At 58.9% G+C, this 13637-nt stretch carries 14 protein-coding genes and 1 tRNA gene; 5 read left to right on the forward strand and 10 right to left on the reverse strand.

Annotated elements, in window-relative coordinates:
• Positions 1-107 precede the first annotated feature (107 nt).
• Entirely contained in the window at positions 108-563 is a 456-nt protein-coding gene (locus tag AC193Q_RS10025; protein ID WP_121186252.1) for a hypothetical protein, read from the reverse strand.
• A gap of 349 nt (positions 564-912) precedes the next feature.
• Between AC193Q_RS10025 and AC193Q_RS10030 the strand changes: the two genes are divergently transcribed.
• The 3 genes from AC193Q_RS10030 (at position 913) to AC193Q_RS10040 (ending at position 3164) form a co-directional block, all read left to right on the forward strand.
• A complete protein-coding gene (locus tag AC193Q_RS10030) occupies positions 913-2001 on the forward strand; it encodes an asparaginase (RefSeq protein ID WP_027611548.1) in 1089 nt (362 codons plus the stop codon).
• 178 nt (positions 2002-2179) lie between these two features.
• Positions 2180-2470, forward strand: coding sequence for a DUF1654 domain-containing protein (locus AC193Q_RS10035; RefSeq protein WP_121186254.1), 291 nt, complete (start codon positions 2180-2182; stop codon positions 2468-2470).
• Positions 2471-2474: 4 nt separating this feature from the next.
• Positions 2475-3164, forward strand: coding sequence for an endonuclease I family protein (locus AC193Q_RS10040; RefSeq protein ID WP_121186256.1), 690 nt, complete (start codon positions 2475-2477; stop codon positions 3162-3164).
• Between the two features lie 55 nt (positions 3165-3219).
• On the opposite strand, the gene AC193Q_RS10045 is transcribed toward AC193Q_RS10040, so the two are convergent.
• Together AC193Q_RS10045 and AC193Q_RS10050 are read right to left on the reverse strand one after the other, a co-directional pair.
• The gene (locus AC193Q_RS10045) at positions 3220-4131 is read right to left on the reverse strand and encodes a siderophore-interacting protein (RefSeq protein WP_121186258.1); all 912 of its coding nucleotides are present in this window, start codon (positions 4129-4131) and stop codon (positions 3220-3222) included.
• An 86-nt stretch (positions 4132-4217) separates the two neighbouring features.
• Positions 4218-4586 carry a sporulation protein gene (locus tag AC193Q_RS10050; protein WP_047293271.1) on the reverse strand — a complete coding sequence of 123 codons (369 nt, stop codon included), beginning with the start codon at positions 4584-4586 and terminating at the stop codon, positions 4218-4220.
• Positions 4587-4836: 250 nt separating this feature from the next.
• Here AC193Q_RS10050 and csrA point away from each other — a divergent pair, with 250 nt between their 5' ends.
• Positions 4837-5031, forward strand: a complete 195-nt coding sequence (gene csrA / locus AC193Q_RS10055) for a carbon storage regulator CsrA (RefSeq protein ID WP_003179932.1) — start codon at positions 4837-4839, stop codon at positions 5029-5031.
• A gap of 222 nt (positions 5032-5253) precedes the next feature.
• On the opposite strand, the gene AC193Q_RS10060 is transcribed toward csrA, so the two are convergent.
• The 3 genes from AC193Q_RS10060 to AC193Q_RS10070 form a co-directional block, all read right to left on the reverse strand.
• Positions 5254-5709: a DUF2214 family protein gene (locus tag AC193Q_RS10060; protein WP_483879468.1), complete on the reverse strand. Its 456-nt coding sequence runs from the start codon at positions 5707-5709 to the stop codon at positions 5254-5256.
• A 36-nt stretch (positions 5710-5745) separates the two neighbouring features.
• Complete coding sequence (locus AC193Q_RS10065; protein WP_147438971.1) at positions 5746-6009, reverse strand: hypothetical protein; 264 nt, start codon at positions 6007-6009, stop codon at positions 5746-5748.
• A 204-nt stretch (positions 6010-6213) separates the two neighbouring features.
• A tRNA-Val gene (locus tag AC193Q_RS10070) sits at positions 6214-6290 on the reverse strand.
• 184 nt (positions 6291-6474) lie between these two features.
• Between AC193Q_RS10070 and AC193Q_RS10075 the strand changes: the two genes are divergently transcribed.
• Positions 6475-7758: an NAD(P)/FAD-dependent oxidoreductase gene (locus tag AC193Q_RS10075; RefSeq protein ID WP_131671785.1), complete on the forward strand. Its 1284-nt coding sequence runs from the start codon at positions 6475-6477 to the stop codon at positions 7756-7758.
• Positions 7759-7905: 147 nt separating this feature from the next.
• Here the strand turns inward: AC193Q_RS10075 and AC193Q_RS10080 are convergent, their stop codons facing one another.
• From AC193Q_RS10080 to AC193Q_RS10095, 4 genes are read right to left on the reverse strand one after another with little or no spacing between them, the layout of a single operon-like run.
• Positions 7906-8877, reverse strand: a complete 972-nt coding sequence (locus AC193Q_RS10080; protein ID WP_483879469.1) for an XdhC family protein — start codon at positions 8875-8877, stop codon at positions 7906-7908.
• 1 nt (position 8878) lies between these two features.
• On the reverse strand, positions 8879-10114 hold the full coding sequence (locus AC193Q_RS10085) for a c-type cytochrome (protein ID WP_047293237.1): 1236 nt from the start codon (positions 10112-10114) through the stop codon (positions 8879-8881).
• Positions 10115-10116: 2 nt separating this feature from the next.
• Positions 10117-10656: a (2Fe-2S)-binding protein gene (locus tag AC193Q_RS10090; RefSeq protein WP_047293235.1), complete on the reverse strand. Its 540-nt coding sequence runs from the start codon at positions 10654-10656 to the stop codon at positions 10117-10119.
• Positions 10649-13480 (reverse strand): xanthine dehydrogenase family protein molybdopterin-binding subunit, encoded by a 2832-nt coding sequence (locus AC193Q_RS10095; protein ID WP_047293233.1) that lies wholly within the window; start codon positions 13478-13480, stop codon positions 10649-10651. The genes AC193Q_RS10090 and AC193Q_RS10095 overlap by 8 nt, the downstream gene beginning before the upstream one ends.
• Positions 13481-13637 lie beyond the last annotated feature (157 nt).

The following is a 13637-nucleotide window of genomic DNA, read 5'->3' on the forward strand; positions in this document are numbered from 1 at the left end:
CGCAAACGTTTGCGTAGACCGAACTATGCGAATCCCGCCGACATTTGTCAACAATCAGAAATCATCGTTTTATCGCAGGGCGAATCGGCTGATTCGCCCTTCCCTGCTTACGCCGTGGTACTGACCAGGTTGCCGCTGGTTGAATCCTTGGACATTTCCTTGACCAGTGCCGCCGCGACTTCCATCAGCGCGCCGCTGGTTTGCGCGATCTGGCCCTGAACGGACATGACCGCCTGTGACTTGGCCTCGGGCGTCGGATAACTTGCCGCCTGCGCCGCCGCCAATTGTTGTTGCTGTTCTTGCAGTTGCTTCTGCAATTCCTGCATCCGCTTGAGCAACATTTTGACGGTGATGCTCAGGCTATCGCCGCTGTCAGCGCTACTCGCCTGGCTGGCTTCTTGCGCAGGTCCACCGGTTCTGACCTGGTTGCTTTGCTCTTTTTCAACGCCCAGCGCCTCTTCGGATGCGTCTGCTTCCGCCTGGTTCATTGCATTGATTGTCGCTGCGGTTTTACCGCCGATGGTGACTGCGCCGGGATGTGAAAAACCGATCGTCAGTGACATGTGAACTCCCTAAATAATCGTTTCCTTTAACACCCATCGGCCTGCTGACGGGTTTCTTTAGCAGAAAAGCCGAAACCGGCAAGCCGCTTCGTTCGTCAAGAGTTGTAGCCTTTTTCGGTGAGCCGAACATGAAAGGTCCCAATATTCGGAAACCCGGACAGGTGATCGAAACAACCATTGGCCGATCCATAAAATCCTGATGTAAATCATGATGTTAAACATTTCTCTGAAGCAAAGTAGCGCTGGTACGGATCCTGCTCCTTAGCCTGGACCCCGAGCATTCAGATCGGCTCGGGGCGCATCTAGATGAACCTGCATCAGCACCGTCTCACTACTAGAGAGAAAAATAATGAAATCTGCTTTCAACACCTTGGTACCGGGCGCTTTGGCCCTCCTCCTGCTCCTGCCAACCGCCCTTCAGGCAAAAGAAGTCGAAACCCAGACCAAACTCGCCAACGTCGTGGTACTTGCCACTGGCGGCACCATTGCCGGTGCCGGCGCCAGCGCAGCCAACAGCGCCACCTACCAGGCGGCCAAGGTTGGCATTGAACAACTGATTGCCGGCATCCCCGAGTTGAGCAAACTGGCAAACGTGCGTGGCGAACAAGTCATGCAGATCGCCTCGGAAAGCATCACCAACGACAACCTGCTGCAACTGGGTCGTCGCGTGTCCGAACTGGCCGACAGCAAAGACGTCGATGGCATCGTCATCACCCACGGTACCGACACCCTGGAAGAAACTGCCTACTTCCTCAACCTGGTCGAGAAGACCGACAAGCCGATCATCGTCGTCGGCTCGATGCGTCCGGGCACCGCCATGTCGGCGGACGGCATGCTCAACCTGTACAACGCCGTCGCCGTGGCCAGCAGCAAAGAAGCGCACGGCAAAGGCGTGCTGGTGACCATGAATGATGAAATCCAGTCCGGTCGCGACGTGAGCAAAATGATCAACATCAAGACCGAGGCGTTCAAAAGCCCCTGGGGGCCGCTGGGCATGGTGGTCGAAGGCAAATCCTATTGGTTCCGCTTGCCAGCCAAGCGCCACACCATGGATTCGGAATTCGACATCAAGAACATCAAGAGCCTGCCTGACGTAGAAATCGCCTATTCCTACGGCAACGTTGATGACACCGCCTACAAAGCACTGGCCCAGGCCGGCGCCAAAGCCATCATCCATGCCGGTACCGGCAATGGTTCTGTTTCTTCGCGCGTAGTGCCGAGCCTGCAAGCCTTGCGCAAAGACGGCGTGCAGATCATCCGCTCGTCCCACGTCAACGCCGGTGGTTTCGTTCTGCGTAACGCCGAACAACCTGACGACAAATACGATTGGGTCGTCGCTCACGACCTGAACCCGCAAAAAGCCCGGATCCTGGCCATGGTCGCCCTGACCAAAACCAACGACAGCAAAGAGCTGCAACGGATGTTCTGGGAATATTGATTGGCCCTCGCCTGAGCCTTTCCGGATCGGGCAACCTGCTCACCACTCGCCCGCGCGGCGGGTGGTGCAGCCACCTACGCTGCGCGCGACTTTTTCGCACAAAATAATCGACCCGGCTTACACCAAAATCGCAAAAGCGCTGTCAGAGGATTTTCTTGAATTTTAAGCAGTTGCGAAAATGCTTACAGTTAAATACTGTATGCACGTACAGCTTAATAAGGATTACCTCGTGGCCACCTCCCCTGATGCTCCTGCTGCTTACGAACGCATGGGTATGCGCGTTCAAAAAATCATCAATTCCCCTACCGCACAAAAAGCCAAAGCCGCGTTGATCTTCCGTCTGCCGGACGAGCCTGTGGATGCATGGGAGCAACTGCTCGAGGAAATCGACGAGAACGACAACGTCACACTCGCCTATCGCGACGATGGTGGCGTGCAGATTTTTTGGGTTGTGCCGAAGGAAGATTGATTCAATGAGTGTCCGCTGTTTTGCATTACTGTTGCTGTTCATCGCTTTTGGCGCCCAGGCTGGCGCTCCCCGCACCTTTACCGAGGCCAAGAAAGCCGCCTGGAAGCTGTATGCACCGCAGTCCACCGAGTTTTACTGCGGATGCAAATACACTGGCAACAAGGTGGACTTGAAGGCTTGCGGTTATGTGCCACGCAAAAATGCCAAGCGCGCTTCGCGCATCGAATGGGAGCACATTGTCCCGGCGTGGGAATTCGGTCACCAGCGTCAATGCTGGCAGTCGGGCGGGCGCAAGAACTGCACACGCTACGACCCGAGTTATCAGAGAGCCGAAGCCGACCTGCACAACCTGGTACCGAGCATTGGCGAAGTCAACGGTGATCGCAGCAACTTCAGCTACGGCTGGCTGCCGGTGCAATCCGGTCAGTATGGCTCGTGCCTGACTCAAGTCGACTTCAAGGCCAAGAAGGTCATGCCTCGCCCGTCGATTCGCGGCATGATCGCGCGCACCTATTTCTACATGAGCAAGCAGTACGGCTTGCGCCTGTCGAAACAGGATCGGCAGCTTTACGAAGCCTGGAACAAGACGTACCCGGTGCAAGACTGGGAACGCCAGCGTAATCAGAGCGTGGCGTGCGTCATGGGACACGGCAATGAATTTGTCGGCCCGGTGAACCTGAAAGCCTGCGGCTGATTCTTCAGCGCAAAAGAAAAGGCCTCGAACGTGATGTTCGAGGCCTTTTCTGTTTTTAGCTGCCAGCCTTGTTGTAGCGCCAGTAGCCCATCAGATTGAGTGACTCGCGGGGGATACCGCATTCCTTGATCAGGTATTTGCGCAGACGCATGACCGCAGCACTTTCGCCGGCAATCCAGCCATAAAAACCTTCGGGGGCCGTGTTGGCGATCTCCCAGAGAATGTCTTTGTCGATATCGACTTCGGCGAGTTCGGCGGCTTGCCCGACCGATGAATCCTCTGCAGGCAAGAACGCCTGCTGCACAGCCTCTACCATGAGCGCGCCAGCCACTGCTTCTGGCGCCTGATCGCGAATCAGCCACTGCACCGACAGCCCTGGCCAATCCGGCACCGGGAGCATGTCTGGGGCGCTGTCCACTTCAAAGTAAGCCTGAGTCTGAGGCGGTCCGGACATGGCAGCCAACTCGTCAAGAATGCCCATGGCGGCCGGCAATGCCGTGGCATCCGCTACCAGCAAAACCTGTTTGAGCAGCTGCGGCGGTTTCCATTCGAACCCTCCGGCGTCCTGCGCGGAAAAACCGCTGTCGGGAGCAAGAATCTGCATCGACGCTCCCGGCTGCGCACGCAGCGCCCAGCGCGACGCGGGACCAGTCTCGCCATGCAGGACAAAATCGATGTCGACCTCGCCCTGATCAGCGCGCAAATGACGAATGGTGTAGGTGCGCATTGCTGGCCGCTGGCTCGCCAACATCGAACGAAAACGCGCGTACCAGCCCTCCTCCTGCGCAAGGCTCGCAGGTGATCCATCTTCAGCAGGGAAGAACAGTTTGACGCGCTGGTCCGGCGCCCAAGTGGCCATGCCACCTATTGAAGGGTCGGCGAGCGTGATCCGCATCATGTGCGGACTCACCAGCGTCTTGCGGCGCAAAACCGCATTGAAAAGCTTATAGGGAGCGGCGGAGGCCATGCGGAGCTCCTTCGAGAAATCGTGATTGACTCGTATAAGACGAGTCGACTGCGATGTCCTTTAGGCCGCTCCGCGGAAAGTGCGGCTTACGGTGCGAGCGGATGCTCGACGATCACCGATTCGACGTTCTGCTTCTTGGCCTTCACCAATGCTGCATCCACCTCGACCTTGCGTGCTTGCGCGTCGGCCTGGGAGTTGAACGGACCAATCAGGATCCGCGTCTTGCCGCTGCTGTCCTTGATCACGGTCGGCACGAACGCATGCTCGATCAACCAGCCACTCAGGTCACTGACAGCCTGAGGTGTTTCGCCGCGCACTTCGAGGTCCCATTGCGGGGCGGACGCCGCCGCAGGTGCGGCCGCGACTGCCGTTTTCGGCTTCTGCACGTCTACACTCTTGCCTTCACCACATCCCGCCAATGCCAGTGCCGCGACCATCCAGACCAGTTTGCGCACAACGCTTTCCTCGAAAATCACAAAGCGGCGATCTTAACATTCATAAATACTTCGCGAGGCCCGCAAAATGGGCACAAAACAACGAGATTGATGATTGCAGCCTCTGTATAGTTACGCCCTGGGAATTAATGCCGCATCTGCGCGTCAGAAAGAGGCACCCAAACCGTGAGACTTCGCACTAATCTATACGTACCACCGACCTCTGCACTGTCTGAATCAGGTGCCCTACAAAGCAATCAAGGAGAAGACCATGCTGATACTCACCCGCAAAGTCGGTGAAAGCATAAATATTGGTGATGACATTACGATCACCATCCTCGGCGTAAGCGGTCAGCAAGTCCGTATCGGCATCAATGCTCCGAAAAACGTTGCCGTACACCGTGAAGAAATCTATCAGCGCATTCAGGCCGGCCTGACCGCCCCGGACAAGCCACAAACGCCCTGAACCGCATTGCAGTCAGTAGCCAGTTCGTTTGCTTTGCATAATGACTGGCTAGAGATACACGCGCCGTATTGCCATCCGCTCCCCAGCCCACTGGGCACGGCGCCTGACACATCCCATCGCTCTACTTCATTCGCTCCCTTCCCCCCTGCAGCGCGATACTACCTGCGACTGCCCAGCCTGGCTGTCAGACATTTCCGAGAGAACACAGGGAATTGCTCCCTGCTAGCCGAACGTCACGCCGCGCGCCATGCCAGTGGCTGCAATCACCATCAATACCAACAGCAGCGCCTCGACGTGACTGATCCGTGCATACAACTTTGCACGCCCGGTATCGATCACCTTGCCCCGCGCCAATGCGATCCGCCATTTGACCAGCGTGATCATCGGCGCCAGCTCTATCAGCAGAATCAGCACGAACAACGTCATCTTCAAATGAAACAGCGGCTGGTGCAGATAGTAGTCAGTGCCCTTTTCAAAGCCGCCGAAAGCGCGCATGCCGCCAGTCACCAACAGCACCAGCGCAGCAATGCCCCACAGATTATCGGCAAGCAAAACCCGTTTTGCTTCACCGACGCCAGTCGCCAAACGACTGAACGCCGCGCCACGGGCCAACACGGCCCAGAAGCCCAGTGCAAAAGCCAAGAGATGAATAGCGGCGAGAAACCAATGAACCAGCATCGACGAACTCCTTGAGAAAGCCGTGAAAAACGCCACTCAGTAGTAGTCGAAAAAAACCGGTTTCGCCCGCACACAGCAGTGGGACTGGAAAGCTTCGCGCAGGAAGCAAGGAGACAGAGAACGGGATTGGCCAAATCGCAGGCAAAAAAAATCCCAAGCAGCTGATGGAAGCTTGGGATTTAAAAATGCATAAACCGTGGTGGTGAACGCGGGGCAGATGTTACTGAAGTTCACGATCAGCAACAACATTTTTTTGATCACCGGACGGTTAAAAATCCCGGTAACCCCTTCAATATCCACACTTTTTCGACGGATCCAAAAAAAGCACAGAACGCCATATCAACAGGTCGTGTTATTTCGAAACACGCTAAGCAGTCAGGGTAACGAAAGATCGGAAGGATTGAGGCGAGCGCCTGGAGCACGGCTTTGAAAAATCGCAGATAACAAAAAAGGGCCCACCTTTCGGTGAGCCCTTCCAGACCGCCCAGCAGAGCGGATTTTGTTTGGTAGGCGCGATTGGACTCGAACCAACGACCCCCACCATGTCAAGGTGGTGCTCTAACCAACTGAGCTACGTGCCTGCTGTGAGGCGGCATTCTACGGAATTCCGGAGGGGTGTCAACACCTTTTTTTCACCTAACCCTATGAATATGCAAAATATTTAATTTAGGGTCGGTGAAGAAGATTTTTCCGGTGGCTGGCGGAGGTTTTTCAACTCGGGTAGGATCGACGCACTCGTAAAATATATTAAACAGAGGCTGCAGGATGGCGAACACCCCTTACCCAGAGTCTTATTACGCTGCGTCGGCCAATGCCGCACCGCCACGTCCGGCCCTGCAGGATGATGTGGAGACGGATGTCTGTGTGATCGGCGCCGGGTACACCGGGCTGTCCTCGGCGCTGTTTCTGCTGGAGAACGGTTTTCGCGTCACAGTCCTGGAAGCAGCGAAGGTCGGCTTCGGTGCGTCGGGGCGTAATGGCGGGCAGATCGTCAACAGCTATAGCCGCGACATCGACGTTATCGAGCGCACAGTCGGCCCCAAGCAAGCACAACTGCTCGGGCAGATGGCCTTCGAAGGCGGCCGGATCATTCGGGAGCGCGTGGCCAAATACAACATCCAGTGCGACCTGAAGGACGGCGGCGTGTTTGCCGCCCTCTCCGCCAAACAGATGGGTCACCTGGAATCGCAGAAGCGCCTGTGGGAGCGCTTCGGCCACACGCAACTGGAACTGCTCGACCAGCGCCGCATTCGCGAAGTGGTCGCCTGCGATCAGTACGTCGGCGGCATGCTCGACATGAGCGGCGGTCACATCCACCCGCTGAACCTGGCGCTCGGTGAAGCCGCTGCAGTCGAGTCCCTCGGCGGCACGATCTATGAGCAATCGCCGGCCGTGCGCATCGAGCGCGGTGCCAGTCCGGTGGTGCACACGCCGCAAGGCAAGGTCAGGGCCAAGTTCATCATCGTTGCCGGCAACGCCTACCTCGGTAATCTGGTGCCGGAACTGGCGGCCAAATCGATGCCGTGCGGCACTCAGGTGATCACTACCGAACCGCTGGGCGAAGAACTGGCGAAATCCCTGCTGCCACAGGATTACTGCGTCGAGGACTGCAACTACCTGCTCGACTACTACCGCCTGACGGGTGACAAGCGCCTGATCTTCGGCGGCGGTGTGGTTTATGGCGCGCGGGACCCGGCGAACATCGAAGCGATCATCCGCCCGAAAATGCTCAAGGCTTTTCCGCAACTCAAGGACGTGAAGATCGACTACGCCTGGACCGGCAATTTCCTGCTGACCCTGTCGCGCCTGCCGCAGGTCGGACGCCTTGGCGACAACATTTATTACTCGCAGGGCTGCAGCGGCCACGGCGTGACGTACACCCACCTGGCCGGCAAGGTACTGGCCGAGGCGTTGCGTGGACAGGCCGAGCGTTTTGATGCATTTGCCGATCTGCCGCATTACCCGTTCCCGGGCGGGCAGTTGCTGCGTACGCCATTTGCGGCGCTGGGTGCGTGGTATTACGGACTGCGTGACAAGCTGGGTTTCTGATCAGTTTTCTTGACTGGCAAACAACTGTGGCGAGGGAGCTTGCTCCCGCCGGGTCGCGCAGCGGCCCCTCTTTTATCTAGAAAGAAGGCCTGTTGCGCAGTCCAGCGGGAGCAAGCTCCCTCGCCACAAATATTTGCAAAATCCAGATCAGAGCTGGTCTCGGGCGATCCCGCTACGAATCCGCAAGATATCCGCCAGCACCGCCAAAGCGATCTCAGCCGGTGTCTTGCTGCCCAGGTTAAGCCCGATCGGCGCATGAATCCGCGCCAGTTCGACCTCTCCCAGCCCACCAATCCTGCGCAGGCGCTCGAAACGTTTCTGCGAGGTCTGCTGCGAGCCCATGACGCCGATGTAAAACGCTTCGGTGCGCACCGCTTCCATCATTGCCAGGTCGTCGATACGCGGATCATGGGTCAGCGCTACCACCGCGGTATCGCGATGACAGCCGCCATCGGCGATAAACACTGACGGTAATTGCCGACGAATCTCCACGCCATTCAGCACCACGCCTTCGAGCACTTCGTCGCGCGGATCGCAAAGAATCACTTCGAAGCCGAGACCGACCGCGAACTCGGCACAGGCCTGCGCCACGCTGGAGTAACCCGCCAGCAGCAAGCGCTGAGCAGCACCGATGCGAATCCGCACCCGGTCGATCTCGCGCTCGATGCGCGCGCCCTGCTCGCGATCCGCGAACAGATTGCGCGCACCGCTGGCCAGATCGACCTCGCGAATCAGACGACGCTGGCCGAGCAACGCCGATTCAAGCTCACGCAGATGCGCCTGCACTTCACAGTCGGCGTCAAATTTCTCTACCAGTACGTCGAGAATACCGCCACAGGGCAGGCTGACCCGCGAGCGCGGATCATCACCTTCGCCGTAACGCACCACGTTGACCGCATCGAGAAACGCACCTTCAGCGACGCGCGCGAGAAAGTCTTCCTCGACGCAGCCACCGGACAGCGACCCGATCCACTGGCCGTTATCGTTCACCGCCAGCAGCGAACCCGGCGCACGCGGCGCCGAGCCGTAAGTGGTCAGCACCGTACAGAGCCAAATGCGCTGCCCGGCCACCGACCACTCCAGTGCCCGCCGCACAACCTGTAGATCGAGATGCTGCATGTCAGTGCGCCTTGTGCTCGACGGCTGGAGCGTCAGCCTGCAGCTTCTGCACATCGCTCACTGCCAACTCTGCCGACTGGCCGCCCCAGCCTTGACGCAGGTAGTTCAGCAGATCGGTCAGCTGTTCAGCGCTGAGCTTGTCAGCGAATCCCGGCATTGGCTGCATGTGTTCGAACCCGGCGAATTTCTGCTCGCCGATGCCGTCCTCGATCACCCGCAACAGATTGCGCGGATCTTCCAGACGCAGCGTGGTGTTGCCGCGCATGGCCACGGCGATGTGCGGCTTGCCTTCGCCGCCGGCAGCATGGCAACCGGCGCAGACGTTCAAATATTCCTGACGGCCGCGCTGGGCACTCGGGCTGAGCTTGTCCAGCGACACTTCAGTCAGCTCTTTCGCCGCGGGCGGCTTGTCGCCAAGCAGGAACGTCGCCATCGCCGCCAGATCCTGATCGTTCAGGCCCTGGGTGCTGTTGTGGAACACCGGGAACATCTCGTTGAACATCGTGCCCTGGGCGCTCATGCCGTGCTTGAGGAACGTGCTCAGGTCCTGCTGATTCCAGCCACGCGCCGCCAGATCGGTGGCGAGCAGGCTCGGTGCCAGATAACCGTTGAGAATGCCGCCGGTCAGGCGCTTGTCCAGTTGCATCGCGCCCGGCAGACCGCGTGGCGTGTGGCACTCGCCGCAGTGGCCGAGCACTTCGACCATGTACTGGCCACGCTTCCAGGCTTCGCTTTTGCCTTCACCAGACTCAAGCTTCAAGGCCTTGCCGTACAGCATGTTCCAGCCGATCAGGCCCGGACGCACGTTGAACGGAAAACTCAGGCGGGTGGCCGGCGCGGCGCGCTCGATTGGCTCGATGGTTTTCAGGTACGCATGAATCGCGTCCGAGTCTTCCCGCGGCACCAGGTGATACGAGGTGTAGGGCATCGCCGGATACAGATTGGCGCCGTCGCGACGCTTGCCTTCGGTCAGCGCGGCGAAGAACTCGTCATCGCTGTACAGGCCGATGCCGTGCTCTTTGCTCGGAGTGATGTTGGTGCCGTAGATGGTGCCGAACGGCGAGACGATCGGCAGCCCGCCGGCAAACGGCGCGCCGCCCGGTGCGGTGTGGCACGCCATGCAGTCGGCCGCGCGGGCGAGGTATTCGCCGCGCTTGACCTGATCGTCGGCGTGGGCAAATAACACCGGCGCAGCCAGCCCGACCGCCAGGGTCAAGCGGGTCAATAGATGCTTCATGCTTAACCCTCCTTGACCAGGCCGAGATCGGTCAGCACGTTGCGCGTGGCGTTGTAGTAACGCACGTACCCGGTGCAACGACAGACGTGATGGCCGAGGCTGTCTTCGATGACGCTTTCCAGCTGGCTTTTGACGATCGGCTGGCGCTGCAGCTTCTCCACCAGCACCGTCGCGGCGTTGACGAAGCCCGGCGCGCAATAGCTGCACTGGAAGGCGAATTCGTCGACGAAACGCTGCTGGATCGGGTTCAGCTCAGTGACCTGACCGCTCTCATCACGTTTGGCGTGACCTTCGATGGTGCGGACTTTTTTGCCCTCGAAGTAATGCGCGCCGGTGATGCAGGTGCGCACTTCTTCGCTGGTGCCGTCCGGGTTGTCGACGATCACCACACAGGCGTGGCAGATGCCCTGGCCGCAGCCCAGGCGCGAACCGGTGAGATTCTTGTATTCGTGCAGGTAGTCGATCATCGGCAGGTCATCAGGGATGTCCACCGGACCGACGGATTGACCATTGAGGGTCAGTTGAAGCGGACGGTTAGCCATTGAGGGCCTCCTTGATGCGCGCAGCAGTGATTGGCAGATCGCGAACACGTTTACCGATGGCATGCGCCACGGCGTTACCGATGGCACCAACCACCGGGATCATCACCACTTCGGCGATGCCTTTGGACGGATCGCTTGGCGACAGCGGCGGCAGAATCTCCGCGGTCTGCTTCCACACTGCGACGTGACGGGCCATCGGCAGGCGATAACGGTTGAAGTTCCAGTCACCCTCCCCCGGTCCGCCTTCGTACAGCGGCATCTCTTCCATCAATGCGTGACCAATACCCATCGCGATACCGCCTTCGAGCTGGCCCTTGACCAGTTCTTCAACCAGCACCCGACCGCACTCGACCCACGAATGGTGGTTGAGCACTTCGACTTCCGCCGAGCCTTTGTTGACCTTCAGCTCGACTAGCGTCGCGACCGGGCTGTAGTAAGTCACCGCGGCATTGTTCAACTGAACCACCGGGTAGTTGATGTTCTGGCGATCCAGCAGGTGGAAACCAGCGGTGTTCATCAGCGCCTTCTTCGCCTTCGGCGCACCATCGCCGTACTTCACCGCCAGACCGTCGAGCGGCAGACGCTCGCGCACACCGTCGATGCTGTATTCAGCCTCGGCCCAGCTCCAGCGGTTGAACGCGTGAACGGTGGCACCGGTGACCAGGCCACGTTCGTGAGCGCGCTTGGCCAGCTCTTCAAAACTCAACGGCTGCATGCCGTTGGCAGTGAGTTTGCCGTCGACCCAATGCGCATCTTCACGACGCACCACGTATGGGTTGGCTTGACCGCCGTAAGGGCCCTGACGCCAGATTTCCATGGCCGCCGGCCACAAGCCATTGTTGAACAGCACGCGCGCCGCTTCACGGGTGGCGTGGCTGAAATAGTAGGCCGAGTTGGTCGCGGACGACGCCGAAGCCAGCTTGCCAACCCAGCGCGGATTGCGCAGCAGGTTGTCCTGTTCGGCCTGGCTCATGATGTAAGGGTTGCCGCTGGTGATCAGCTGCATTTCCTGCCATTCGGTTTCACCGGTCTTCACTTCATGCGCGGGGCTACCGAGGAAATCGGCCACCACCAGCGCTTGCGAAGTGGACATGCCGGTGCCGATTTCGATACCGATGTGGCGCAGGGTGATGCGACCTTCAGCGGTGAATTCGATGCTGGCCATCGGCGCTTCCGAACCGGTGCCGAAGTCTTTCTGGCAAATGGCAAAACCCACGCCGTACCAGTTGTCCGGGTCGGCGGCTTCGCGCTGCTTCTTGATCGCGTCGCGGTTTTTCCAGACTTCGTGCACCGAAGCCTTATCGAGAATTTCGTGCAAGCGCAGAGCACCCGCCGGGATCGCGCCCTGGGTGTTTTTCATCCCCGAACGCAAGGCGTTCTTGCGACGCAGATCAATCGGGTCAACGCCGAGACGATGGGCGATTTCGTCGACCATCATTTCGGTTGAGGCCATGCTTTGCAGGGTGCCGTAACCGCGCATCGACCCCGCCTCAACACCACGCGAGTGGTAAGCGGTGACCTGCAGATCGTTCTGCGGCATGTAATAGATCGACTGCGCTGCCGTGGCACCCACCGCCGCCACCGACGGGCTGTAGTTGATGCGACCGCCACCGTCGACGCTCATCTCGGCACGGAAAATCTTGAAGCTGTAGTCGTTCTTGTCCACCGCCAACTGGTAGCGGATGTCGAACGGGTGACGCTTGATGCCGCTCTGGAACTGCTCATAGCGGTCATTCGCCAGACGGATCGGCACACCGGCACCGTACAGCGCCGCGAGGGCCGCGTAGTAGACGAAGATGTTGTGGTCTTTGGAACCGTAACCCACGGTGTAACCCGGGTGCATGTTCAAGTTGGCCAGGCCGAAGCGCGACGGCGCGATCATTTTCGCGGTCTCGGTCGCGGCTTCCAGCGGGCACTGAGTGGCAACCACGAAATGCAGGGTCTTGGTTTTCGGGTCGTACCAGCCGTTGCCGTTGTCCGGTTCCATCGCAGCCGGTTCGATCGACGGGGTCTTGTAGCGCTCATCGAACACCAGCCAGTTGTCTGGCGGGCTATCGATCTCTTTCTTCATGCGATCGGCGTAGAACAGACCGCGCTCAGTCAGGTTGCCGTGCAGGTTCGGCTGAGAATTCCACACCGGCCGACGGTTCTTCAGCATCGGGAACAGGATCGAGTCTTTCAGGCTGGCGAATTCGTCTTCGTCGGCCGAGGTCGGACCGCCCACGCGCACGTAGCGGAAGCTGCCATAAGGATCGCCTTCGTAGTACGGCACTTGTGCACCGTAACGAATCGCCTTGTCATTGAATTTGAGTTTGTTCTTGGCCTGGCGGAAACGCTCGAAATCGTTCCAGATCAGGATTGCTACCGGGTGACCGATGAACATCGGCACTTTGCCTTCCGGCAGCAAGGGGTCCGGCGCGTGCTCTTCCGGGAAGACGATGCCGTCCTTGTCCAGATCGGCCGCGGTGACGATGCGGTCAGGTTGCAAGTCGGCACCGAGCCACGACAGGTCGTAACCAGCGTAGATACGGTCGGCCTTGATGGTTTTCAGCAGCATGGCGTGGCCCTGTTGCTCAGGCCAGCCCGGCATGTCCTTGGAGCGAATGTCGCGGGCAAATACTTTGCTGCCGCAAACTTTGGACAGCGCATCGTTACGCTGACGCGCCTTGCCGTTGTTGCCGAGCCACTTCTCGGACGGCACGGTGACGCTGGTTTCCATCAAGGCAGCCAGCGCCTGGCTGCTGAGCGGCGTGAGCGTGACGCTCACACCCGCCACCAGCCCGCCCTGGAGGAACGAGCGCCGGGATATATCACGGTTGGACATGGATCATCCTCTGGGCGGTTATGTGTCCGCCCTTCTGGTTATCTACTGGGAATCTCGAGTCTTGCAGAAGCCCTTCTTGGCTAAACAAAGGGCGTGTTGACAGTGCAAAGCTGACCGAAAGGTTAACTTTAAAGGTTTCCGCGCTCGCAGCAAACAA

The organism is Pseudomonas sp. F2, from assembly GCF_057174385.1.